The organism is Streptomyces sp. LaPpAH-108 (assembly GCF_000373625.1).
Lineage (GTDB): Bacteria > Actinomycetota > Actinomycetes > Streptomycetales > Streptomycetaceae > Streptomyces.
The window spans coordinates 40952-62750 of the sequence record NZ_KB891994.1 but is presented as its reverse complement, the minus strand read 5'-3'; the positions used below and the strand labels follow the sequence as shown (position 1 = coordinate 62750).

Genomic DNA, 21799 nt, shown 5'->3' with positions numbered 1-21799 from the left:
GTCCGGGCGCACCAGAGAGTGGAACGACCCGTGAGCAAGGAAGCCGTGGAATCGGCACCGGCCGCCGTACAGGCGGCCCAGGCGTCCCAGACGCCCGCGGACGCGGGCGACGCCGGATACAGCAAGGACCTCAAGGCCCGTCACGTCAACATGATCGCCATCGGCGGTGCCATCGGCACCGGCCTGTTCCTGGGCGCCGGTGGCCGTCTGCACAACGCGGGCCCCGCGCTCGCGATCGCCTACCTGGTCTGCGGCGTGTTCGCCTTCTTCGTCGTCCGGGCGCTCGGCGAGCTGGTCCTGTACCGCCCCTCCTCGGGCTCCTTCGTGTCGTACGCGCGCGAATTCCTCGGGGAGAAGGGCGCCTACGTCGCCGGGTGGATGTACTTCCTGAACTGGTCGACCACCGGCATCGCGGACATCACCGCGATCGCGCTCTACACGCACTACTGGAGCATGTTCACGCCGGTCCCGCAGTGGGTGCTGGCGCTGATCGCCCTCGCGGTGGTGCTCGCCGTGAACCTGATCTCGGTGAAGATCTTCGGCGAGATGGAGTTCTGGTTCGCGATCATCAAGGTCGCGACGCTGGTCGGCTTCATGTTCGTCGGCATCTTCCTGCTGGCCACCCAGCACGACGTGGGCGGCCACCAGCCCGGCCTGAGCGTCATCACCGACCACGGCGGCATCTTCCCGCACGGCATGATGCCCGTCGTCCTCGTCATGCAGGGCGTGATCTTCGCGTACGCCGCGCTCGAACTGGTCGGCGTCGCCGCCGGTGAGACCGAGCGGCCCGAGAAGGTCGTCCCGCGCGCGGTGAACTCGATCATGTGGCGCGTGGGCCTGTTCTACGTCGGCTCGGTCGTGCTGCTCGCGCTGCTGCTGCCCGGCTCGGTGTACTCCGCGGACCAGAGTCCGTTCGTCACGGTGCTGTCCAAGATCGGCATCCCGGCGGCCGGTGACGTGATGAACCTGGTCGTGCTGACCGCCGCCATGTCCTCGCTGAACTCCGGTCTGTACTCCACCGGCCGCATCCTGCGCTCCATGGCGTCCGCTGGTTCCGCGCCGAAGTTCACCGCCCGGATGAACCGCAGCCAGGTGCCCTACGGCGGCATCCTGCTGACCTGCGCGGTCTGCGTGCTCGGTGTCGGTCTGAACTACCTCGTGCCCAGCCAGGCCTTCGAGATCGTGCTGAACGTCGCCTCGCTCGGCATCATCAGCACCTGGGTGATCATCATGATCTGCCACATGATCTTCGTCCGCCGGGCCCGCGCGGGCCAGGTCACCCGGCCGCACTTCCAGCTGAAGTTCAGCCCGGTCACCGAGATCGCCACGATCGTCTTCCTGCTGGTCTGCCTCGGCATGATGTGGAACGACCCGGACGTGGGCCGCAAGACCCTGCTGCTCATCCCGGTCATCGCGGTGCTGCTGGTCGCGGGCTGGTACGGGGTGCGGGGGCGGGTCGCCCGGAACGCGGCGAAGGAGCCGGTGGAACTGGCGAAGTAGCCGTTCCCGGGCCGCCTGCGGCCCGGTGCCTCGCAGGTCGGCGGCGTTGTCAGTGGCCGCCGCTACGGTGGCGTCATGTCGGAGATCGTTTACGTCCGGGGTGACGCCACCGAGCCGTGTGCGGGAGGCACACGGGTGATCGCCCACATGATCGGGCAGCGCGGCGTCAGAAGACCCGGCAGGACCGCCCCCGCTCCTGCCCCCCTCCGCTACGACGCGATCGACGCCGCCCTCGGCCGTCTCGCCGGGCAAGTGATCGGACTCGGCGCTTCCGTGCACCTGCCTCGCATAGGCTGCGGCCTGGCGGGCGGCAGCTGGCCGCGCGTGGAGCCGCTGATCACCGAGCGGCTGGTGCGGCGGGGCATCGCGGTGACGGTGTACGACCACGGGGAGGGCGGTCCATGACCGTGCGGGACGGGATCGACGTACTGGTGCTCGGTGGCGCCGGAGTGGACACCATCGTGCCGGTCCCCGAGCTGCCGCTGCCCTACGCCGACAGCTACATGATCGACTCCGGCATCCGCACCCGCGCCGGACAGACCGGCGACTTCGTCGCCCTGGGCCTCGCCGCCCTCGGCCTGCGCGTCCACCATCTCGACCTCCTCGGCGACGACCCCGAGGGCGACCTGGTCCGTACCCTGCACGCCGACCACGACATCGCCCTGACCGCCCTCCCCCAGCCCGCCGGAACCAAGCGCGCGGTCAACCTGGTGGGCCCGGACGGCCGCCGCCTCTCCCTGTACGACACGAGCCGCGCCCACCCCGACGACCGCTTCCCGCCCGAGGTACTGCGCCCGCTCGCCTCGGCCGCCCGGCACGTCCACGTGACGATCACCCACCCCTGCGCCGAGGCACTGCCCCTCCTCCTGGACACCGGTACCCCCCTCTCCACCGACCTCCACGACTGGGACGGCGAAAACCCGTACCACGCCCCCTTCGCCCTCGCGGCCGACCTCGTCTTCCTCTCCACCACCGCTCTCAAGGACCCCGAAACCACCATGCGGCACATAGCGGAGCGGGGCCGCGCCCGCACCGTCGTCGCCACAGCGGGCGCCAAGGGCGCCCACCTCCTAACGAACGGCACCCTCACCCACATACCCCCCGCCACCCCACCCGCCCCGGTCACGGACTCCAACGGCGCGGGCGACGCCTTCGCAGCCGCCTTCCTCCACGCCCACCTCCAGGACGAACCCCCGGAGCGCTGCGCCCACTACGGCGCGGTCGCGGGAGCGCACGCGTGCACGATCCCGGCGGACCGGGTGGACGCGATCGGCCGGGAGGGGCTGCTCGCGGGCGCGGCTCTGACGGACTGAGCGATTCGTTCGTCGCCTACCCCGCCGCGCCGACCAGGGGCGCGTATTCCTGATATTCGTTTCTCCGCGCGCGGAGCCTCCTAGGCTGCCCGGATGATGAAGACCATCGTGTTCGACGTCGGCGAGACGCTCACCCGGGACGACCGGCACTGGGCGTCCTGGGCCGACTGGCTCGGTGTACCTCGCCACACGCTGTCCGCGCTCGTGGGGGCCTTCGTCGCCCAGGGACGTGACAACGCCGAGGCCCTGCGCCTCATACGCCCGGGCATCGACCTGGCGGCCGAGTACGCGGCGCGCGAGGCGGCTGGATGTGGCGCGAAGGTCGACGAGGACGATCTCTACAGCGATGTCCGTCCGGCCCTGGCGGCGCTCCGGCAGGCCGGGCTGCGCACCGTCATCGCCGGGAACCAGACCGCCCGAGTCGGGGAGCTGCTGCGGGGGCTCGATCTGCCCGCGGACCTCATCGTGACATCGGCGGAATGGGGCGTGGCGAAGCCCGAGCCGGAGTTCTTCCGCAAAGTCCTTGAGGTCGCCCAGGCACCGGCCGACTCCGTCGTGTACGTCGGTGACCACCCACAGAACGACACCCTCCCGGCGAAGGCGGCCGGGCTCAAGACGGCTCACATCCGGCGAGGCCCCTGGGGCCGCCTGTGGGCGGATGTCCCGAACGCGGGCGGCGAGGCCGACTGGCGCATCGACAGCCTGCTGGATCTGGTGGACATCGCGACGCGCTGACGAACGACACGGCCCCCTACGGGAGTTCCCGGCCTGGTGTGGTGGCAAGGAACATGAACACACCGAAGGACAACGCGATGAAGGAAACGCTCACCGGAGGTGAGGGGGAGTGGGCCGTGCTGGGGCGCTCTCTGCTGGAGGGGGCGTATCTGACGGCTGACTGGCTTGCGGCGTTCGTGGCGGTGCCTCGGGCTGGTTTTCTGCCGGAGGTCATGTGGCCGCACGACATGGACACCGGCATCACCGTCGCCGTCGAGCGGCGCGAGGAGCCGGAACGCTGGACCTCGTACGCCAACGCCGATGTTCCGATCGTCACCCAGTGGGACGACGGCATGACAGAACGGCAAGGCGGCGTGCCCACGTCGTCGGCGTCCATGCCCTCGGTCGTCTTCCGGATGCTGGCGGCGCTGGAGGTCGAGCCGGGGCATCGGGTGCTGGAGATCGGTACCGGGACCGGGTGGAACGCGGGGCTGCTGGCGCACCGGCTGGGCACGGACAGCGTGGTGAGCATCGAGGTTGATCCGACGGTGGCCGAGGCCGCGCGGGAGCGGCTGAGGGCCAGGGGGCTGCTCGGCCGCGTCCTCACCGGGGACGGTGCGCACGGAGACGAGGCGGGAGCACCGTACGACCGGATCATCGCCACGGCCGGGGTCCGGCGGATTCCTGGGGCGTGGGTCCGGCACGCCACCCGTGGTGGGATCATCCTCGCGCCGTGGGGGACGCACTACGGCAACGGGGACGCCCTTGTGCGGCTCCACAGGGACGAGGACGGCGGTCGCGCGTCCGGCCGGTTCCTGGGGCCGGTGGAGTTCATGAAACTGCGGTCCCAGCGGTCCCCGTTCGCCGGGCACGCCGCCTATGTGCCGGACGGGGTGGGCGATGCCGACCGCGGCACCACCACCGTCACCGAGGAGCGGCTGCTCGGCGACGGCCGGTTCGCCGTCGCGCGGTTCGCCGTGGGACTGCGGGACGCGACTGCCACCACCGGGCGTCGGACAAGCGCGACGGTGCCCGGCCGGTGTGGTTCTACGGCCTCACCGACCGCTCCTGGGCCTGCGTGATGTTCCGCGACGGCCGCGCGGAGGCCACCGTGTGGCAGTCCGGGCCCCGCAGGCTCTGGGACGAGGTGTCGGCCGCGCTCGACTGGTGGCGGGCGGCCGGCGAACCGGGGTACGAGCGGTTCGGGCTCACCGTCACCGCGGACGAGCAGCGCGCCTGGCTGGACCACCCGAAGAACACCTGGAGTCTCTGAGACCGCGCCCCGCTCGTCCGCCTCCTGTCCCGGCCGCCGCGCGGACGCGGTCGGCCGGGACGGGCCGCTCAGTGTCCGTGGATGTCGTTCGTCGCCTCGATCTTCTTCCAGGACTTCGGCGGGGTCACCTGCGCGGCGCTCCGGGCGAGGGAGGCCCCCGTCGCGGGCGAGGCCGGCTTCGACGGTTCGAACAGCCATGTGTCGAACAGGGACGACAGCGGCTTGCCCGAGACCTCCTCCGCGTAGCGCTGGAAGTCGGCGACCGAGGCGTTGCCGTAGGCGTGCGTCTTCGGCCAGCCCTTCAGAAGGGCGAAGAAGGCGTCGTCACCGATGGCGTGGCGGAGCGCTTCGATGGCCAGGGCCCCTCGGTCGTAGACGGCGAGGTCGAACTGCGCGTCGGCGCCGGGGTCGCCGGGCTTGACCGTCCAGAAGGGGTCGTCGGCGGGGTGGGAGGCGTAGACGTAGTCGGCCAGTTCGCGGGTCGTGCCCTCGCCCTCGTGCTCGGACCAGAGCCACTGGGCGTAGCGGGCGAAGCCCTCGTTGATCCAGATGTCCTTCCAGTCCTTGAGGGAGACGTCGTCGCCGTACCACTGGTGGGCCAGCTCGTGCACGACCACCGAGGTGTTGGAGCCCTGCGCGAACTGCTTCGGGCTGTAGTAGACGCGGGTCTGGGTCTCCAGGGCGTAGCCGGTGGTGGTGTTGGGGACGTAGCCGCCCGCCGAGGAGAAGGGGTACGGCCCGAAGTAGCCGCTCAGCCAGTCCACCAGCTCCCCGGTGCGCTCGACGCTGGCGCGCGCGGCGCCGTCGTTGGCGCCGAGGTCCTTGCTGTAGGCGTTGAGCACCGGCACCCCGCCCTCGGAGGTGGAGGTGGTGATGTCGAAGCGGCCGAGGGCGAGAGTGGCCAGATATGTTGCCTGGGGCTTGTCCTGGCGCCAGGTGTAACGGGTCCAGCCGAGCTTCGAACTGGCCGACGTCAGCGTGCCGTTGGAGATGGCCTGGGTGCCGTCCGGGACGGCCACCGAGACGTCGTAGGTGGCCTTGTCGCTGGGGTGGTCGTTGCTCGGGAACCACCACCAGGCGGACTCGGGCTCGTCGGCCGCCACCGCGCCGTCGGGTGTGCGGTGCCAGGTGGTGAAGCCGTACGCGCTCTTCGTGGACGGCACCCCGCTGTAGCGGACCACCACGGTGACCGATGTCCCCGTCGGCAGCGGCGCCTTCGGTGTGACGACCAGTTCATGCTCGCCCGAGGAGGTGAAAGTGGCCTTGACGCCGTTGACCCGCACCTCGCTCACGTCGAGCAGGAAGTCCAGGTCGAAGCGGGAGAGGTCCTGGGTGGTCTTCGCCAGGATGGTCGCGGTGCCCTCCAGCTCGTCCGTCTTCGGCTGGTACTGAAGGCGCAGGTCGTAGTGCGAGACGTCGTAGCCGCCGTTGCCGTAGGCCGGGTAGTAGGGGTCTCCGATGCCCGGCGCGCCCGGCGTGAAGGTCGCGGCCGACGCCGGGACCGCCAGCAGGAGGGAGGCCGCGGCCAGCGAGCCCGGCGCGATGATTCTGCGGTGCACGTCAGCTCCAAGTCGTCGGTACGGAAAGTCTGTTCGGAGCCTATTGAGTCCCTGTGGCCCCGTGGGTGTCCACGGCCGCTCCTGTCACACGATCGCCATTCGGCCGACACGCCACCCGCGCCCGAGCCGGCACGCCGCCCGCGCCCGAAGCGACACGCCACCCCCGCCCCGAAGCGCCCCCTTCTGTACGGCAGTTGACCGGAGTACCGTCCGCCCATGCCGATTCGCACGCTGTGGAGAACGCTCGCGATCCTGGCCGTCGGAGCCCTGACGGCCGTCTTCCTCGTCCCGACCGCCGCCCAGGCGGCACCCCGCGAGAGCAGGCCCGTCTACTCGTACGCGCACGCCGTCCGCGAGTCGGTGTGGGTGGACACCGGCCTGGACGGGGACGGCGACGGCCGCACCGACCGGGTCGCCGCCGACATCGTCCGCCCCGCCGAGGCCGCCCGCGAGGGCCGCAAGGTGCCCGTCATCATGGACGCCAGCCCCTACTACTCCTGCTGCGGCCGGGGCAACGAGAGCCAGCTGAAGACGTACGACGCGCAGGGCCACGTCGTCCAGATGCCGCTCTTCTACGACAACTACTTCGTGCCGCGCGGTTACGCCGTGGTCGGCGTCGACCTCGCCGGGACCAACCGCAGCGACGGCTGCGTGGACGTCGGCGGCCGTTCCGACATCCGCTCCGCCAAGGCCGTCGTCGACTGGCTCGGCGGCCGGGCCCGCGCCTACACCAGCCGCACCGGCGGCACCCCGGTCAAGGCGAGCTGGACCACCGGCGCGACCGGCATGATCGGCAAGAGCTGGGACGCCACCATCGCCAACGGCGTCGCCGCCACCGGCGTGAAGAACCTCAGGACCATCGTGCCGATCAGCGGCATCTCCTCCTGGTACGACTACTACTTCGCCCAGGGCGCCCAGCTCTACGACGGCGGCCCCGACGAGCTGGCCGGATACGTCGAGAGCGAGGCCGCCCAGGCGCACTGCGCGGCCGTCCAGAAGAAGCTCGCGGACGGCAGCCCCGCCAGTGGCGACTGGACCGGGCTGTGGACCGAGCGGGACTACGTCAAGGACGCGGCCAAGGTCCGTGCCAGCGTCTTCCTGGTGCACGGGATGCAGGACCTCAACGTCCGCACCAAGCACTTCGGCCAGTGGTGGGACGCGCTGGCCGAGCACGGCGTCGAGCGCAAGATCTGGCTCTCCCAGACCGGCCACGTCGACCCCTTCGACTACCGGCGCGGCGCCTGGGTCGACACCCTGCACCGCTGGTTCGACCATGAACTCCTCGGCTACGACAACGGCATCGACCGCGAGCCGATGGCCGACATCGAGCGCCACCCCGACCAGTGGGTCACCTCCGCCGTCTGGCCCCCGCGCGACACCCGGACCACCACCCTGTACCCGGGACGCGGCGCCACCCCCGGCGTCGGCACCCTGGCCCTCGGCCGGTCCACCGGCACCGAGAAGTTCACCGACGACCCGAGCCGGAGCGAGACCGACTGGGCGGCCGACCTCACCAAGTCCACGCCCGACAAGGCCGCCTTCATCACCCCGGCGCTCACCGCCCCGCTGCGGATCTCCGGCTCCTCCCAGGTCACCGTGACCGCCACGTCGAGCACCGCCTCCGCCCATCTGTCCGCCGTCCTGGTCGACCTCGGCCCGGACACCATCCGCGACTACGCCGACGGCGGCGAGGGCATCACCACCCTCACCGACCGCACCTGCTGGGGCGAGAGCACGGCGGGGGACAGCGCCTGCTTCAAGGAAACGGCGGCAAAGACGGCCCACGTCGGAGCCACCGTCGTCAGCCGGGGCTGGGCCGACCTCGGCCACCACGCCTCGCTCGCCAAGGGCACCCCGCTCACCCCCGGCCGCGCCTACACGATGACTCTCGACCTGGCCGCCACCGACCATGTCGTCCCGGCGGGCCACCGGCTGGCCCTCGTCGTCGCGGGCACCGACAAGGACCTCATCGAACCGCCCGCCACCCGCCCCACCCTCACCCTCGACCTCTCCCGCACCAGGGCTCAACTCCCGCTGGACGGCGGCCCCAAGGCCCTCGCCCGGGCCACCGCCGGAGTGCCCGCCGCACGCACCCTCACCGTCGTCGGCACCCCCGCGTGCGCGAGCGGCTACGGCGACGGCTGCACCGTGTCGCCCAGCCGCACGGTGCCCGGTTCGAGCACGTCCAGGTAGACCCCGACACAGGACAGACGGCCCAAGTCGAAGACCGGCACCCGGTGTTCACGGGCCACGGTACGCATGACGCCCGGGTCGGCCGGAAGACCGGCCTGGGCCAGCGTCGGGACCACACAGCGGGGCGTGGGTACGGTGACGCGGAACAGCACCTCCCCGACGCGGAGTTGACCCCCGACCCAGGTGTCCTCGGGGAAGCCGGGGACACCCGGGGTGTCGACGACCAGGTTCGGCCGGAAGCGGCGCGCGTCGAAGTCCCCGGCGGGATACGCCGCCCGCAGCCGGGCCAGGGACGCCGTGGTGACCAGATGGACCCTGCCGTAGTCGAAGAACGTCCCCGGCGCGACCCGGCCGGAGGTGATGGCCGCACCGGTGGCATCCGTACGGGCCGTCTCCCGCAGCACGTCCGGGAGTCCGCCCTCGTACTCGGGCACCGCGCGCTCCAGCGCACCGCCGCCGCCCCGGGCCGGATCGTCCGACACGACGACCTCGTGGCCCAGCAGCTTGGACAGCCGGGCGTTCAGCTCCGGGTCACCGGGCGAGAGTTCCGTGCCGTCCGGCAGCTCGACCCTCACGGCGCCGGACAGCCGTGCCCGGCAGGTCAGCAACGGGCCCCACTTGCGCGGGTGTTTGGCCGAGCCGATCGCGCCCGTCTCGTCGAGCACCGCCGCCACCCGGTCCCCGTGCAGTCCGCGCGCGGTGACCGCGACGCCGGTCAGGGACTCGCCGAGCATGGACTTCACCGGGTAGCGGCGCAGCGCCGTCACCGTCGCCATGGCCGCGATCCTCACCGGCACGCGGCGGCGAGGCCGAGACTGCGGGAGACGGCGGCCGGGATGTCGGTGACCGGGAACAGGGCGTGGCGGACGGTCCGTTCGGCGTCCACGATCAGGATGAGCCGCTTGATGCGCAGGTCCTGTCCGGCGCGGAAGGTCGGCAGACGCAGGGCGGCGGTCAGCTGGAGCCGGTCGTCGGACAGCAGCGGGAAGGGCAGCTCCTCGGCGCGGGCGAACGCGGCCTGTTCTGAAGGGGTTTGGGTGCTCACCCCGTGCACGGCGACATCGGCCTTCTCGAACTCGGGCCAGGCCGCGCGGAATTGGCGGTTCTCCAGCGTGCAGCCCGCGCTGCCGGGGACGGCCGAGGACGCCGGGTCGGCCGGGAGGCCGGGTATGCCGGTGGCCGGGTAGGCGAACAGGACGGTCGCGCGGGCGGTGGGGGAGACCGGGTCGTGGACGGCGCCGTCCGTTCCCGGCAGGCGTACCCCCGGGGGCACGCGCTCACCGACGAGGGCCGCGACCCGCCGGGCTTCCGCGCCGTCGTCGGGCGCCTGCCCGGTGAGGGTGCCGTCGCCGAGGAGCCAGCGGTCCGCCCAGTCCTGGAGCGAGACCAGGACGGGCAGCAGGCCGCGGCCCTGCTCGGTCAGCACGTACTCGTGACGCGGCGGCCTCTCCTGGTAGCGGCGGCGCTCCAGCACCCCGTGCCCGGTCAGCGCGCGCAGCCGCTCCGCGAGGACCTTGCGGGACACGCCCAGCTCCTCCGCGAGCCGGTCGAAGCGCACATGACCGCGCGCGATCTCCCGCAGCACCAGCAGGCTCCACCAGTCGCCCACCACCGCGGCGGCCTGGGCGATGCCGCAGGCGTCGTCCGCCTCGCGCCGTGGCCTCATCGTCGTGGCCCCATCGTCGTAACTCCCCAGACTCCCCAGGAACGCGCCGCCGGAAGCCGTTGACAGGCCGCCGTGCGCCCATAGTAGGTTCCCTTTCGGAACCTGGTCGGTATCGAAAGGGAACCTACCGTGTCGCAGAAGCTCTGGACCGCCGTGGACGACTACTTCAACGGCCTGCTGGTCGAGGAGGACGCCCCGCTGCGGGGCGCGGCGGAGGAGAGCGAGGCGGCCGGACTCCCTCCCCACCAAGTCGCCCCGAACCAGGGAAAGTTCCTGCATCTGCTGGCCCGCGTCCAGGGCGCCCGCTCGATCCTCGAGATCGGCACCCTCGGCGGCTACAGCACCATCTGGCTGGCCCGCGCGCTGCCCGAGGGCGGCCGGCTGATCACCCTGGAGGCCGACCCGCACCACGCCGAGGTCGCCGCCGCCAACATCGCCCGCGCCGAGGTCGGCCACCTGGTCGACCTGCGCGTCGGCAAGGCCGTCGACACCCTGCCGCTGCTCGCGGACGAGGGCGTGGGCCCCTTCGACCTGGTCTTCATCGACGCGGACAAGCCGTCCAACCCCGAGTATCTGCGCTGGGCGCTCCGCCTCACCCGGCCCGGCAGCGTCATCATCGGGGACAATGTCGTACGGGAAGGCGCGGTGACGGACGCGACGAGCGCCGACCCCCGCGTCCAGGGCGTCCGCGACTTCACCGAACTCGTCGCGGAACACCCGAGGTTGACCGCCACCACGCTCCAGACCGTCGGGGCGAAGGGGTACGACGGGTTCACCCTGGCACTCGTCACCGAGTAACCGGCCCCCACAGACAGACAGTTGCCCAGACCGAGCAGCCCGAGGCGCACATGGCCACCGTCACCCACCTGACGTACTACCCCGTCAAGGGCTGCGCCGAAGTCCCGGTGGCGGAAGCCCGGTTGACCGCCGCCGGACTCGCACACGACCGCAGCTTCATGGTCGTCAGCGAGGAGGGCGTCTTCCGCACCCAGCGACGCGACCCCCGACTGGCGGTGATCCAGCCCGAGATCGATCCCGCTGGCGATCAACTCGCCCTCCACGCACCCGGGTACGACACGGTGCGCCTCCCCGTGGACGCGTCCGGCCCCGCCCGCCCGGTCGATCTGTTCGGCACCGCCTACCGGGGCATCGACCAGGGCGACACGGTGGCCGACTGGCTGACCCAGGTGCTCGGCACGCCCAGCCGACTGGTCCGCGTACCGCCCGACCACGACCGGGTGACCGACGGCCGGACCCCGGGCACCTCCGGCTACGCCGACAGCTGCGCCGTGCACCTCGTCTCCCGCGCCACCCTGGACGAGCTGAACCGGCGGCTGACCGCACGCGGCGCCGAACCGCTGCCGATGAGCCGCTTCCGGCCCAACATCGTCGTCGACGGCTGGGACGAGCCCCACACCGAGGACCGCGCCCTGCTCCTCACCCTCGGCGCGGCCGAACTCGGCTACGCCAAGCTCGCCATCCGCTGCGCCGTCACCATGGTCGACCAGGAGACCGGCGCGCGATCGGGCCCCGAACCGCTGCGAACCCTCGCCGGATACCGCCGGGCGACGGAGGGCGGAGTCGCCTTCGGCACGAAGTTCGCCGTACTGCGTCCCGGCAAGGTGTCCGTGGGGGACGAGGTGGTCGTCGGCAGGTGGGGCGAGTCGGAGCTGTAGACCGCGAGCCGCCGGGAGCCGGAGACCGTGCCGCCCCGTACAGGTCCGGCCACGCCGTCCAGCGCCGTACGAACCCGTACGCCCTCGACCACCCGTACGCCCGTCGCCCCGTGCGGACCAAGGGAATTCCGGCCACCGTGCGACGGGTGTCCCGCGACCCCGCTCCCGGCGGGCTCCCGCTCCCGGTGGCGCCGGGATACTCGCAGCATGTCTGCCGCTTACGCGACCTTCGGCCTGGTACCGGCGTTCCGCGCGGGCGGCGTACTGCCCGACGGCGGCTATCAGATCCACCGCGACTTCACGGACTTCGTCGTGGACGGCCAGCCCCTGCTGTTCCGGTTCCCCGACCTGGACGCGGTGACCCCGCTCGCCTCCGACGTACCGCCCGAACTGCTCGCCGGGCAGGTGCGGGGGCTGCTCCTCGAGGGCGAACCCCCGCTGCCCGGTGGGCGGTTCGTGGTGTACGGGTGCCCCGAGTGCGCGGATCTGGCGTGCGGCGCGCTGACCGCCGTCGTCGAGCGGGACGGCGAGGACGTGGTCTGGCGCGACTTCGCCTGGCAGGACGGCGAGCGCGCCGAGCCGGTGCGCGACGGGTACGGCGGCACCGGACCGTTCCGCTTCCGGGGCCCCGCCTACCGGGCCGCCCTCACTGCCCTGCTCGCCCGCCCCGACACGGCGCCCGCGCCCCGCCCCCACGTCCTGGTGACCGGCCCCCGCGCCGGGGTGCCCGCCCGCCTTGCCGCCGCGCTGCGCGGCACCGGCATCGGCGCCGACGTCACCCCGGAGGTGGACGACGTCCCCGCGGAGGAGCTGCGCCGCTACGACGCCGTGCTGTACGCCCCCGGCGTCCCCGAGGCCCGCCGGGCCGCCGTCCGCGAGGCGTTCGGACGGGCCGGTGTCGGCACCGCCCACGTGGACGCCCTCGCACCGATCGTGCCCCTCCTCGTCGCCCAGACCGAGCAGGCGCTCGACCGCGACCCGCTCCGCCCGCGCCGGATCACCACCCTGACCGCCGACCGCCACACCGCCGTACTCGACGTGGCCACCGCCTGCCGGGTCCGCCTGCTCGCCTACCGCCGCGACCGCCTGCGCCGTGTCCACGTCCGCGGACTCCTGGACGAAGTCCTCCCGCCGGGCACCCACCACCTCCCCCTGGACCCGAGAGCGGTACGCGGCGCCGCGTACGTCGTGGCCCGCACGACGGGCACGGTCCTGACGGCACCGGCCGCCCCCTGACGCGTGGCCGTGGGCCGCTCCGCCGGACATTAAAATCGGCCCCCTGATGACTGCCACCCTCGTCGCCAAGAACCTCGCCGCCGGGCATGCCGACCGCTCCCTCTTCTCCGGGCTCGACCTCGTCGTCGCGCCCGGGGACGTGATCGGGCTGGTCGGGGCCAACGGCGCGGGCAAGTCCACGCTGCTCACGCTCCTCGCCGGGCTCACCCGGCCCGAGGAGGGCGAGCTGCGGCTCTCCCCGCCCACCGCCGCCGTCGGCTATCTGCCGCAGGAACCGGAGCGCAGGCCGGGGGAGAGCGTGCGGGAGTTCCTGGGCCGCCGCACCGGCGTCACCGAGGCGCAGCGGATCATGGACGAGGCCACCCAGGCACTCGTGGACGGCGCGCCCGGCGCCGACGACGCCTACGCCACCAGCCTGGACCGCTGGCTGCACCTCGGCGGCGCCGACCTGGACGAACGCGCCGAGGAGATCGCGGGCTCGCTCGGCCTCGCCGTGGACCTGGACCGGCCGATGACCTCCCTGTCCGGCGGCCAGGCGGCCCGCGCGGGCCTCGCCTCGCTGCTGCTCTCCCGCTACGACGTCTTCCTCCTGGACGAGCCCACCAACGACCTGGACCTGGACGGCCTGGAGCGCCTGGAGCGGTTCGTCACCGGCCTGCGCGCGGGCACCGTCGTCGTCAGCCACGACCGCGAGTTCCTCACCCGCACCGTCACCAAGGTCCTCGAACTCGACCTCGCCCAGCGGCAGATCAACCTCTACGGCGGCGGCTACGCGGGCTACCTGGAGGAGCGCGAGGTCGCCCGCAGACACGCCCGCGAGGACTACGAGGAGTACGCCGACAAGCGCTCCGCCCTCCAGGACCGCGCCCAGACACAGCGCTCCTGGATGGACAAGGGCGTCAAGAACGCCCGGCGCAAGGCGGGCAACGACAACGACAAGATCGGCCGCAAGTTCCGCAGCGAGGCCAGCGAGAAGCAGGCCGCCAAGGCCCGCCAGACGCAGCGGATGATCGAGCGCCTGGAGGTCGTCGAGGAGCCCCGCAAGGAGTGGGAGCTGCGCATGGAGATCGCCTCCGCGCCCCGCTCGGGCGCGGTCGTCGCCACCCTCCGCGACGCCGAGGTACGCCGCGACGGCTTCACCTTCGGCCCGGTCACCCTCCAGATCGACTGGGCCGACCGCATCGCGGTCACCGGGGCCAACGGCGCGGGCAAGTCCACGCTGCTCGCCGCCCTGCTCGGCCGCGTCCCGCTGGACGCCGGACACGCGGCCCTCGGCTCCGGTGTCCTGGTCGGCGAGGTGGACCAGGCGCGCGGCCTCTTCCACGGCCCCGAGACCCTGCTCGACGCCTTCCAGGCGGCCGTGCCCGACACCGAGGCGGCCGAGGTCCGCACCCTGCTCGCCAAGTTCGGGCTGAAGGCCGACCATGTGCTGCGCCCGGCCGCGACCCTCTCCCCGGGCGAGCGCACCCGCGCCGCCCTCGCCCTCCTCCAGGGCCGGGGCGTCAACCTGCTCGTCCTGGACGAGCCGACCAACCACCTCGATCTGCCCGCCATCGAACAGCTGGAGTCGGCCCTCGACGCCTACGACGGCACGCTCCTCCTGGTCACCCACGACCGCCGGATGCTCGACGCGGTCAAGGTGAACCGGCGCCTGGAGGTGGCGGACGGCAAGGTGACGGAGCGCTAGCGCCTGCTTTCGCCGTTCCCCGCCGGGGCGCCCCGCCGTGGTCCCACGCAGGGCGCTCCGGGCCGTCGCCCGTCGCCCGCCGCCGGGCGGCCCGCGCCGAAGTCGCCGGCCGTTGCCGGGCGCGTGGTGCCGATGCCCCGGCGGGGGCCGGTGCCCGGCGTCGATGCCCGCCACCGCTGAGATCCGGTGCCGGGCGGGTGGCTCATCCCCACCGCCCGGCACCGAAGGCGGCTCAGCCCCGCCCGTTGCCCGGGTTCAGCAGACCCGCGCGGCGCAGCGCGTCCGCCATCGCGCTGTTGGCAGGCGCGGGCGCCTGACGACCACCGCGGTCGCCGCCCCGGCCGCCCTGCCCCTGACGGCCGCCCTGACCCTGGCCCTGGCGCCCGCCGCCCTGACCCCGGCGCTGCTGCGGCGGCCGGGAGCCGCCGCCACGCCGGTCCTTGCCGTCCTGCCCCTGCGGGGCCGCCTCGTCGTCCAGGCGCAGCGTCAGCGCGATCCGCTTGCGCGGGATGTCCACGTCCAGGACCTTCACCTTGACGATGTCACCCGGCTTGGCCACGTCACGCGGGTCCTTCACGAACGTCTTCGACATCGCGGACACGTGCACCAGACCGTCCTGGTGGACGCCGATGTCCACGAACGCGCCGAAGGCGGCCACGTTCGTCACCACGCCCTCGAGCACCATCCCGGCGGACAGGTCGGAGATCTTCTCCACGCCCTCCTTGAAGGTGGCCGTCTTGAACGCCGGACGCGGGTCGCGGCCCGGCTTCTCCAGCTCCTTGAGGATGTCGGTGACCGTCGGCAGACCGAAGGTGTCGTCCACGAAGTCGGCCGGGCGCAGCGAGCGCAGCACCCCGGTGTTGCCGACCAGCGAGGCGACCTCCTGGCCCGTGGTCTTCACCATCCGCCGCACCACCGGGTACGCCTCCGGGTGCACGCTGGAGGAGTCCAGCGGGTCGTCGCCGCCCCGGATACGCAGGAAGCCCGCGCACTGCTCGTACGCCTTCGGACCGAGCCGGGAGACCTTCTTCAGCTGGGCGCGGGAGGTGAAGGGGCCGTTGGCGTCGCGGTGCGCCACGATGTTCTCCGCGAGGGTGGCGGAGACGCCGGACACCCGCGAAAGCAGCGGCACGGACGCGGTGTTGACGTCCACCCCGACGCCGTTCACACAGTCCTCGACCACCGCGTCAAGCGAGCGCGACAGCTTCACCTCGGACAGGTCGTGCTGGTACTGCCCGACCCCGATCGACTTCGGGTCGATCTTCACCAGCTCGGCCAGCGGGTCCTGGAGACGGCGCGCGATGGAGACCGCGCCGCGCAGCGACACGTCCATGCCGGGCAGCTCGCGGGAGGCGTACTCCGACGCCGAATACACCGACGCGCCCGCCTCCGACACCATCACCTTGGTGAGGTTCAACTCCGGGTGCTTGGCGATGAGTTCGGTGGCCAGCTTGTCCGTCTCGCGGGAGGCGGTGCCGTTTCCGATGGCGACCAGGTCGACCGAGTGCTCCTTGGTCAGACGCGCCAGCTTGGCGATCGCCTCGTCCCACTTGTTGGCCGGGACGTGCGGGTAGATGACGTCGGTGGCGACGGCCTTGCCGGTCGCGTCGACCACGGCCACCTTCACCCCGGTGCGGAAACCGGGGTCCAGGCCCAGCGTGGCGCGGGTGCCCGCCGGGGCGGCGAGCAACAGGTCGCGCAGGTTGGCGGCGAACACGTTCACCGCCTCGTCCTCGGCGGCCGTGCGCAGCCGCAGCCGCAGATCGATGCCGAGGTGCACGAGCACCCGGGTGCGCCAGGCCCAACGGACCGTGTCGGCCAGCCACTTGTCGGCCGGACGGCCCCGGTCCGCGATGCCGAACCGGGTCGCGATGAAGCCCTCGTACGTCGACGGCCCCTCGACCGGCTCCTCCGGCTCCAGGACGAGGTCCAGCACCTCCTCCTTCTCGCCGCGCAGCATCGCGAGGACGCGGTGCGAGGGCAGCTCGGTGAACGGCTCGGTGAAGTCGAAGTAGTCGGCGAACTTGGCGCCCGCCTCCTCCTTGCCCTCGCGGACCTTGGCGGAGAGCCGCCCGCGCGTCCACATCCGCTCGCGCAGCTCACCGATCAGGTCGGCGTCCTCCGAGAACCGCTCGGTCAGGATCGCCCGCGCGCCGTCCAGCGCGGCCTGCGCGTCCGCGACGCCCTTGTCCGCGTCCACGAACGCGGCAGCGGCGGCGGCCGGGTCGACCGACGGATCGGTCAGCAGCCCCTCGGCCAGCGGTTCGAGACCCGCCTCGCGCGCGATCTGCGCCTTGGTGCGCCGCTTGGGCTTGTACGGCAGATAGATGTCCTCCAGGCGTGCCTTGGTCTCGGCGCCCCGGATGCGCGCCTCAAGATCCTCGGTGAGCTTGCCCTGCTCGCGCACCGAGTCCAGGATCGCGGCCCGCCGGTCCTCCAGCTCCCGCAGATAGCGCAGCCGCTCCTCGAGCGTGCGCAGCTGCGCGTCGTCGAGCATCTCGGTCGCTTCCTTGCGGTAGCGGGCGATGAAGGGCACCGTCGAACCGCCGTCCAGCAGCTCCACCGCGGCCTTCACCTGCCGCTCCCGTACGCCGAGTTCCCCGGCGATCCTGCCTTCGATGGACGCTGTGAGGGGTGTCGTCACGATCCCGTACCGCCTTCTCCACTGAGGTTGCGCGGCAATTGTGGCAGGTGACACCGACATCCGGACGGCAGGGCGCTCCGGCGGCCCGTCGGTGTCCGGCGGCGCGCGCCCGTCAGGCGCGGCTGCCGCCCGAGGCGCCCCCGAACAGCCGGGCGAGCGCCCGGAACGGCAGGGTGACGACGGTGGCGACGGCTCCGCCGATCTGGCGCAGTACGTCGGCGATGGCACGGAACACGATCGGTTCTCCCTTCTCACGGATCTCACGGGCTTCCGGACAAGGCGTCCGGGCCGCTCCGGGTACCCCGTCGGCCGCCGCCCACGCCCCGCGCTGCGCGCCCCGGTCACCGCGGCGCGGGCACGCTCCAGGTGAAGCGGGGCGCCCGGCGCTCCAGGAACGCGGAGACGCCCTCCTCGGTGTCCTTCGCGGTGCGGGCCTGCTCCGCCCAGTGGGCGTCGCGGTCGGTGCGGCCGTCCGCGAACTCCTTCGCCGCGGCCTGGGTGAGCCGGGAGCGGGACACCAGCACCCCGGTCAGCCCGTCCACCCGCGCGTCCAGCTCCCCCGCGGGCAGCACCTCGTCCACCAGACCGGTGCGCAGCGCCCGCTCGGTGCCGATCAACTCGCCCGAGAACAACAGGTACTTGGCGCTCGCCGGGCCCACCAGCGACACCAGGCGCCGGGTGGAGGAGGCGGGGTAGACGATGCCGAGCTTCGCCGGGGTCACCCCGAACAGCGTCCCCTCCTCCGCGAGCCGCAGATCGCAGGCCGCCGCGAGCTGCGCGCCCCCGCCCACGCAGTGCCCCCGGACGGCGGCCAGCGTCGGCTTCGGGAACGCGGCAAGAGCCTCCTCGGCGGCCACCGCGAGCCCCTGTGCCTCCTGGGGCCCTTCCCGCAGCGAGGAGATGTCGGCACCCGCGCAGAAGGTCGTGCCCTCACCGGTCAGCACCAGCGCCCGTACGTCCGGGTCGGCGGCGAGCCCGTCGAGCAGCGGGGGCAGCGCCCGCCACATCGCGGCGGTCATGGCGTTGCGCTTGGCCGGGTTGCGGATGACGACGGTGACGACGTGACCGGTGACCTGGTGCGACAGCTGCGGCTCCATGCGGCGGATCGTATCGGCCGGGCGCATCCCGCGGGTAAGCCCCTGGTGCCCCGGCCGGATCGACGCCGAGAGCAAACCCGTACAACCCGAAGAGTTCGGGAACCGGCGTCCGGGGGACAGGAACAGTCGCCGGGGCGACCAGGTCATACGCGAACGGTCGGAAACGTTCGATACCCGCTGACTTCTGTTCAGTCATCCGGTGCGGAGCCGATCATTACCAACACTCGAGGTGTGGTGACAATCGAGCGCGAGGGTGGCGACCGGACGATGGACAACCACGGGCGCGGGAGCGTGCCGCGCCCAGCGGAGGAGGGCGCCCCGCCGACGCCCGGAACACTGCCGTACGAAGGGGTCTGGAGGTTCACCGCGGCCACCGTGGACGCCTCGGTCCCACAGGCCCGGCACGCGGTGCGCGACCTGCTGCTGCGCCAGGGCGTGCCCGTCGCCGACGACGTGGCGCACGGGCTGCTGCTGATCGTCTCCGAGCTGGTCACGAACGCGGTCAAGCACGCGGCGCTGCTCTCGCCGATGCTCGCCGTGGAGGTGGCCGTCGGCGCGGAGTGGGTGCGGGTGTCGGTGGAGGACAACCACCCCTACCGGCCGACCGCGCTGGAGGCGGACCACGGCCAGACCGGGGGGCGCGGTCTGCTGCTCGTGCGCGAGGTGGCGCGGGAGGCGGGGGGCACGGTCGACGTGGAGCACACGGCGAGCGGCGGCAAGGTGATCTGGGCGGCCCTGCCGCTCAAGCCCGCGCTCCAGCGGTGAGACCGCCCCCGGCTCCCCGGAGCCGCCCGGGTGCTACCAGCCCGCCGAGGGGCCGGTCAGTTCCCTGATCGCGGGCCGGGCCGCGTCCAGGACGGTCAGGAACCAGGCCGAGAACGGCTCGCGGGTGTGCCGCTCGGCCAGCTCGGCGGCGGAGACGAAGGCGGTCTCCTCGACCTCCTCCGCGTCCGGCGCCACGGGCTCCTGGACCAGGCCGACGAAGAGGTGGTTGAACTCCTGCTCCACCAGGCCCGAGGCCGGGTCCGGGTGGTTGTAGCGGACGGTGCCCGCCGCGGCCAGCAGCGACGGGGAGACACCCAGCTCCTCGTACGTCCGCCGGGCCGCCGCCGCGAAGGGGGCCTCGCCCGGGTACGGGTGGCCGCAGCAGGTGTTGGACCAGACACCGGGGGAGTGGTACTTGCCGAGCGCCCGCTGCTGGAGCAGCAGTCGGCCGCGCTCGTCGAAGAGGAACACCGAGAACGCCCGGTGTAGCTGCCCCGGCGGCTGATGCGCGGCAAGCTTCTCCGCGGTGCCGATCGTCACGCCCTTCTCGTCGACCAGTTCCAGCAGAATCGACTGTGTGGTGCCGTTCGACGAGCTGTGCGTCTCGGTGGCAGGTGTGATCGGCATACCCATCCTTCGCCTCGGTCTTCGCACCCCAAGTCTGCCGTACGAATCCGGCACTCCCGGCACTTCCCGGCACGTCCGCATGTCCCGTGCCAGGTGTGGCGGAAGCGGGGCCCGGAAGCACATCGTGCCCGGCACCTGCTGCGGGGAACCTCGCGAAGCCCTCGCACACGGGTGCGCACCGTCAACGTACGCCACCGGGCCCGGCGGCAGGGCGCGGACCCCTCGGACCGCCGTCAGTGGCAGAGCCGGGCCTCATGCTCGGCGTGGCCGCCGGGCTCCAGCTGGAAGGTGCAGTGCTCCACGTCGAAGTGGTCGCCGAGGCAGCCCTGGAGTTCGTGCAGCATCTTCTCGTGGCCGATCGCGTTCAGCACCTCCGTGCTGACCACCACGTGCGCGGAGAGGACCGGCAGGCCCGAGGTGATGGTCCAGGCGTGCAGATCGTGCACGTCCTCCACGCCGTCCAGCTCCAGGATGTGCGCGCGCACCTCGGCCATGTCCACGTTCTTCGGGGCCGCCTCCAGGAGGACGTCCAGCGTCTCGCGCAGCAGCTTGACCGTCCTCGGCACGATCATCAGACCGATCACCAGCGAGGCGATCGGGTCGGCGGCCTGCCAGCCGGTGGCCAGGATGACGGCGGCCGAGACGATCACCGCGACCGAACCGAGCGCGTCGGCGGCGACCTCCAGGAAGGCGCCGCGCACATTGAGACTGTCCTTCTGCCCGCCCATCAGCAGCAGGAGCGAGACGGAGTTCGCGACCAGACCGATCGCACCGAAGACGATCATCAGACCGCCCTCGGTCCCCGCGGGGTGGACGAACCGCTCCACCGCCTCGAAGAGGACGTACCCGCCGACCCCGAGCAGCAGCAGACAGTTGGCCAGGGCCGCCAGGATCTCGGCGCGGGCGTAACCGAAGGTGCGGTTCGCGCTCGGCGGCCGGGCCGCGAAGTGGATGGCGAGCAGCGCCATGATCAGCCCCACCGCGTCGGTCGCCATATGGGCCGCGTCCGCGATCAGCGCGAGCGAGTCCGCGAGCAGCCCGCCGACGATCTCCACCACCATGATGCCGAGCGTGATCCCCAGCGCCACCCGCAACCGCCCCCGGTAGACGGCCGCGGCCGTCCCCGTGGACGCATGACCGTGCCCATGGCCGTGGTCGTGCCCTGCCCCCATACCGAAGACCACCCTTCCGTCTGCCCACCGGCTCACAGTGAACAACGCCCGGCACCTCCCGGGCAACGCGGCACTGAACACCGTTGTCATGTCCCCTGACCTGCGAAAACGAACCGCAGGTCAGGCGCGTGGAAAAACAGTTCCGGGTCCGGGCCGGGTGAGTGAGGATGACCCTTTCGGAGGCAGAGGGGGACGCGAGGATGGGGTACGAACTGCGGGCGGTGATCGCCGACTGGGCGCGCCTGGAGAGCACGGCACGGGAGCTGCCCGCCGCACGCCTGGCACCGCTCGCCCAGGGTCTGGCGCTGCTACCCCTCACCGACGCGCTGTTCGCCGCCGACACCGACGGGAGCGAGGTGACCGCGCTCGGATTCCGGGGGCTGCCCGACGGGTTCGAGGCGATGCTCGCGCGCTGGTCGGCCGCCGGGCCCGTGGCCTGCGTGGAAGCCGAGGTCTTCGGCGGAGTCGGTGAGCAGCGGGCCGCGGTGTGGGAGGGCGGGGCGGTGGTGCTGGGCCCGCTCCACGTGGACGAGGACGAGCCCTTTCCGGCCGAGGGCAGCCCCGTCTCCCGGGCGCTGCGACGGCTCGGTGTGCGGGCGGACGCCGGGCGCGACGAGTTCGATGCCGTCGGGCTGGGGCGGCGGCGGAGCAGCGAGGAGTGGGTCGACTACGACTAG

General features: G+C 72.5%; 21 protein-coding genes. 13 read left to right on the top strand and 8 right to left on the bottom strand.

Features of this window, described 5'->3' with window-relative positions; genetic code table 11:
• Positions 1-30 precede the first annotated feature (30 nt).
• The 6 genes from B079_RS0115995 (at position 31) to B079_RS36570 (ending at position 4800) form a co-directional block, all read left to right on the top strand.
• Complete coding sequence (locus B079_RS0115995) at positions 31-1500, top strand: amino acid permease (RefSeq protein ID WP_018546839.1); 1470 nt, start codon at positions 31-33, stop codon at positions 1498-1500.
• Positions 1501-1575: 75 nt separating this feature from the next.
• Positions 1576-1905, top strand: coding sequence for a hypothetical protein (locus tag B079_RS0115990; RefSeq protein ID WP_018546838.1), 330 nt, complete (start codon positions 1576-1578; stop codon positions 1903-1905).
• The gene (locus B079_RS0115985; protein WP_018546837.1) at positions 1902-2813 is read left to right on the top strand and encodes a PfkB family carbohydrate kinase; all 912 of its coding nucleotides are present in this window, start codon (positions 1902-1904) and stop codon (positions 2811-2813) included. Before B079_RS0115990 ends, B079_RS0115985 begins: the two co-directional genes overlap by 4 nt.
• A 93-nt stretch (positions 2814-2906) precedes the next feature.
• Positions 2907-3548 (top strand): HAD family hydrolase, encoded by a 642-nt coding sequence (locus B079_RS0115980; RefSeq protein WP_018546836.1) that lies wholly within the window; start codon positions 2907-2909, stop codon positions 3546-3548.
• Between the two features lie 53 nt (positions 3549-3601).
• Positions 3602-4609 (top strand): methyltransferase domain-containing protein, encoded by a 1008-nt coding sequence (locus tag B079_RS32160; protein ID WP_420705774.1) that lies wholly within the window; start codon positions 3602-3604, stop codon positions 4607-4609.
• Positions 4567-4800: a hypothetical protein gene (locus B079_RS36570; RefSeq protein ID WP_420705773.1), complete on the top strand. Its 234-nt coding sequence runs from the start codon at positions 4567-4569 to the stop codon at positions 4798-4800. Before B079_RS32160 ends, B079_RS36570 begins: the two co-directional genes overlap by 43 nt.
• A gap of 68 nt (positions 4801-4868) precedes the next feature.
• Here the strand turns inward: B079_RS36570 and B079_RS0115970 are convergent, their stop codons facing one another.
• A complete protein-coding gene (locus tag B079_RS0115970; protein ID WP_018546835.1) occupies positions 4869-6359 on the bottom strand; it encodes a M1 family metallopeptidase in 1491 nt (496 codons plus the stop codon).
• A gap of 216 nt (positions 6360-6575) precedes the next feature.
• Here B079_RS0115970 and B079_RS0115965 point away from each other — a divergent pair, with 216 nt between their 5' ends.
• Entirely contained in the window at positions 6576-8552 is a 1977-nt protein-coding gene (locus B079_RS0115965) for a Xaa-Pro dipeptidyl-peptidase (RefSeq protein WP_018546834.1), read from the top strand.
• On the opposite strand, the gene B079_RS0115960 is transcribed toward B079_RS0115965, so the two are convergent.
• Positions 8489-9328: an MOSC domain-containing protein gene (locus tag B079_RS0115960; RefSeq protein WP_018546833.1), complete on the bottom strand. Its 840-nt coding sequence runs from the start codon at positions 9326-9328 to the stop codon at positions 8489-8491. The two genes, B079_RS0115965 and B079_RS0115960, sit on opposite strands and share 64 nt — an antisense overlap.
• An 11-nt stretch (positions 9329-9339) precedes the next feature.
• The gene (locus B079_RS0115955; RefSeq protein ID WP_018546832.1) at positions 9340-10218 is read right to left on the bottom strand and encodes a winged helix-turn-helix transcriptional regulator; all 879 of its coding nucleotides are present in this window, start codon (positions 10216-10218) and stop codon (positions 9340-9342) included.
• Positions 10219-10347: 129 nt separating this feature from the next.
• Between B079_RS0115955 and B079_RS0115950 the strand changes: the two genes are divergently transcribed.
• The 4 genes from B079_RS0115950 to B079_RS0115935 all read left to right on the top strand — a co-directional run bounded on the left by B079_RS0115950 (position 10348) and on the right by B079_RS0115935 (position 14817).
• The gene (locus B079_RS0115950) at positions 10348-11016 is read left to right on the top strand and encodes an O-methyltransferase (RefSeq protein ID WP_018546831.1); all 669 of its coding nucleotides are present in this window, start codon (positions 10348-10350) and stop codon (positions 11014-11016) included.
• A 50-nt stretch (positions 11017-11066) separates the two neighbouring features.
• A complete protein-coding gene (locus tag B079_RS0115945; protein ID WP_018546830.1) occupies positions 11067-11894 on the top strand; it encodes an MOSC domain-containing protein in 828 nt (275 codons plus the stop codon).
• 207 nt (positions 11895-12101) lie between these two features.
• Positions 12102-13130, top strand: coding sequence for a hypothetical protein (locus B079_RS0115940; RefSeq protein WP_018546829.1), 1029 nt, complete (start codon positions 12102-12104; stop codon positions 13128-13130).
• A gap of 46 nt (positions 13131-13176) precedes the next feature.
• On the top strand, positions 13177-14817 hold the full coding sequence (locus B079_RS0115935; protein WP_018546828.1) for an ABC-F family ATP-binding cassette domain-containing protein: 1641 nt from the start codon (positions 13177-13179) through the stop codon (positions 14815-14817).
• 232 nt (positions 14818-15049) lie between these two features.
• On the opposite strand, the gene B079_RS0115930 is transcribed toward B079_RS0115935, so the two are convergent.
• From B079_RS0115930 to B079_RS0115920, 3 genes are all read right to left on the bottom strand, one after another.
• The gene (locus tag B079_RS0115930) at positions 15050-17461 is read right to left on the bottom strand and encodes a Tex family protein (protein WP_026248747.1); all 2412 of its coding nucleotides are present in this window, start codon (positions 17459-17461) and stop codon (positions 15050-15052) included.
• A 112-nt stretch (positions 17462-17573) separates the two neighbouring features.
• Positions 17574-17696: an LPFR motif small protein gene (locus B079_RS36320; RefSeq protein WP_018546826.1), complete on the bottom strand. Its 123-nt coding sequence runs from the start codon at positions 17694-17696 to the stop codon at positions 17574-17576.
• A gap of 106 nt (positions 17697-17802) precedes the next feature.
• Positions 17803-18558 carry an enoyl-CoA hydratase/isomerase family protein gene (locus B079_RS0115920; protein ID WP_018546825.1) on the bottom strand — a complete coding sequence of 252 codons (756 nt, stop codon included), beginning with the start codon at positions 18556-18558 and terminating at the stop codon, positions 17803-17805.
• 267 nt (positions 18559-18825) lie between these two features.
• Between B079_RS0115920 and B079_RS0115915 the strand changes: the two genes are divergently transcribed.
• Positions 18826-19323, top strand: a complete 498-nt coding sequence (locus B079_RS0115915; RefSeq protein WP_018546824.1) for an ATP-binding protein — start codon at positions 18826-18828, stop codon at positions 19321-19323.
• Between the two features lie 33 nt (positions 19324-19356).
• Here the strand turns inward: B079_RS0115915 and idi are convergent, their stop codons facing one another.
• Both idi and B079_RS0115905 read right to left on the bottom strand, forming a co-directional pair.
• A complete protein-coding gene (gene idi, locus B079_RS0115910) occupies positions 19357-19950 on the bottom strand; it encodes an isopentenyl-diphosphate Delta-isomerase (RefSeq protein ID WP_018546823.1) in 594 nt (197 codons plus the stop codon).
• A 233-nt stretch (positions 19951-20183) separates the two neighbouring features.
• Entirely contained in the window at positions 20184-21122 is a 939-nt protein-coding gene (locus B079_RS0115905; protein ID WP_026248746.1) for a cation diffusion facilitator family transporter, read from the bottom strand.
• Positions 21123-21322: 200 nt separating this feature from the next.
• Between B079_RS0115905 and B079_RS35200 the strand changes: the two genes are divergently transcribed.
• Positions 21323-21799 carry a hypothetical protein gene (locus B079_RS35200; RefSeq protein ID WP_018546821.1) on the top strand — a complete coding sequence of 159 codons (477 nt, stop codon included), beginning with the start codon at positions 21323-21325 and terminating at the stop codon, positions 21797-21799.

Excerpts from the sequence above, each read along its gene's own strand:
- B079_RS0115990 (WP_018546838.1), top strand. The coding sequence starts at position 1,576 with ATGTCGGAGATCGTTTACGTCCGGGGTGACGCCACCGAGCCGTGTGCG.
- B079_RS0115985 (WP_018546837.1), top strand. The coding sequence starts at position 1,902 with ATGACCGTGCGGGACGGGATCGACGTACTGGTGCTCGGTGGCGCCGGA.
- B079_RS0115980 (WP_018546836.1), top strand. The coding sequence starts at position 2,907 with ATGATGAAGACCATCGTGTTCGACGTCGGCGAGACGCTCACCCGGGAC.
- B079_RS32160 (WP_420705774.1), top strand. The coding sequence starts at position 3,602 with ATGAACACACCGAAGGACAACGCGATGAAGGAAACGCTCACCGGAGGT.
- B079_RS0115965 (WP_018546834.1), top strand. The coding sequence starts at position 6,576 with ATGCCGATTCGCACGCTGTGGAGAACGCTCGCGATCCTGGCCGTCGGA.
- B079_RS0115960 (WP_018546833.1), bottom strand. The coding sequence starts at position 9,328 with ATGGCGACGGTGACGGCGCTGCGCCGCTACCCGGTGAAGTCCATGCTC.
- B079_RS0115955 (WP_018546832.1), bottom strand. The coding sequence starts at position 10,218 with ATGAGGCCACGGCGCGAGGCGGACGACGCCTGCGGCATCGCCCAGGCC.
- B079_RS0115945 (WP_018546830.1), top strand. The coding sequence starts at position 11,067 with ATGGCCACCGTCACCCACCTGACGTACTACCCCGTCAAGGGCTGCGCC.
- B079_RS0115940 (WP_018546829.1), top strand. The coding sequence starts at position 12,102 with ATGTCTGCCGCTTACGCGACCTTCGGCCTGGTACCGGCGTTCCGCGCG.
- B079_RS0115935 (WP_018546828.1), top strand. The coding sequence starts at position 13,177 with ATGACTGCCACCCTCGTCGCCAAGAACCTCGCCGCCGGGCATGCCGAC.
- B079_RS0115920 (WP_018546825.1), bottom strand. The coding sequence starts at position 18,558 with ATGGAGCCGCAGCTGTCGCACCAGGTCACCGGTCACGTCGTCACCGTC.
- B079_RS0115915 (WP_018546824.1), top strand. The coding sequence starts at position 18,826 with ATGGACAACCACGGGCGCGGGAGCGTGCCGCGCCCAGCGGAGGAGGGC.
- idi (WP_018546823.1), bottom strand. The coding sequence starts at position 19,950 with ATGCCGATCACACCTGCCACCGAGACGCACAGCTCGTCGAACGGCACC.
- B079_RS0115905 (WP_026248746.1), bottom strand. The coding sequence starts at position 21,122 with ATGGGGGCAGGGCACGACCACGGCCATGGGCACGGTCATGCGTCCACG.
- B079_RS35200 (WP_018546821.1), top strand. The coding sequence starts at position 21,323 with ATGGGGTACGAACTGCGGGCGGTGATCGCCGACTGGGCGCGCCTGGAG.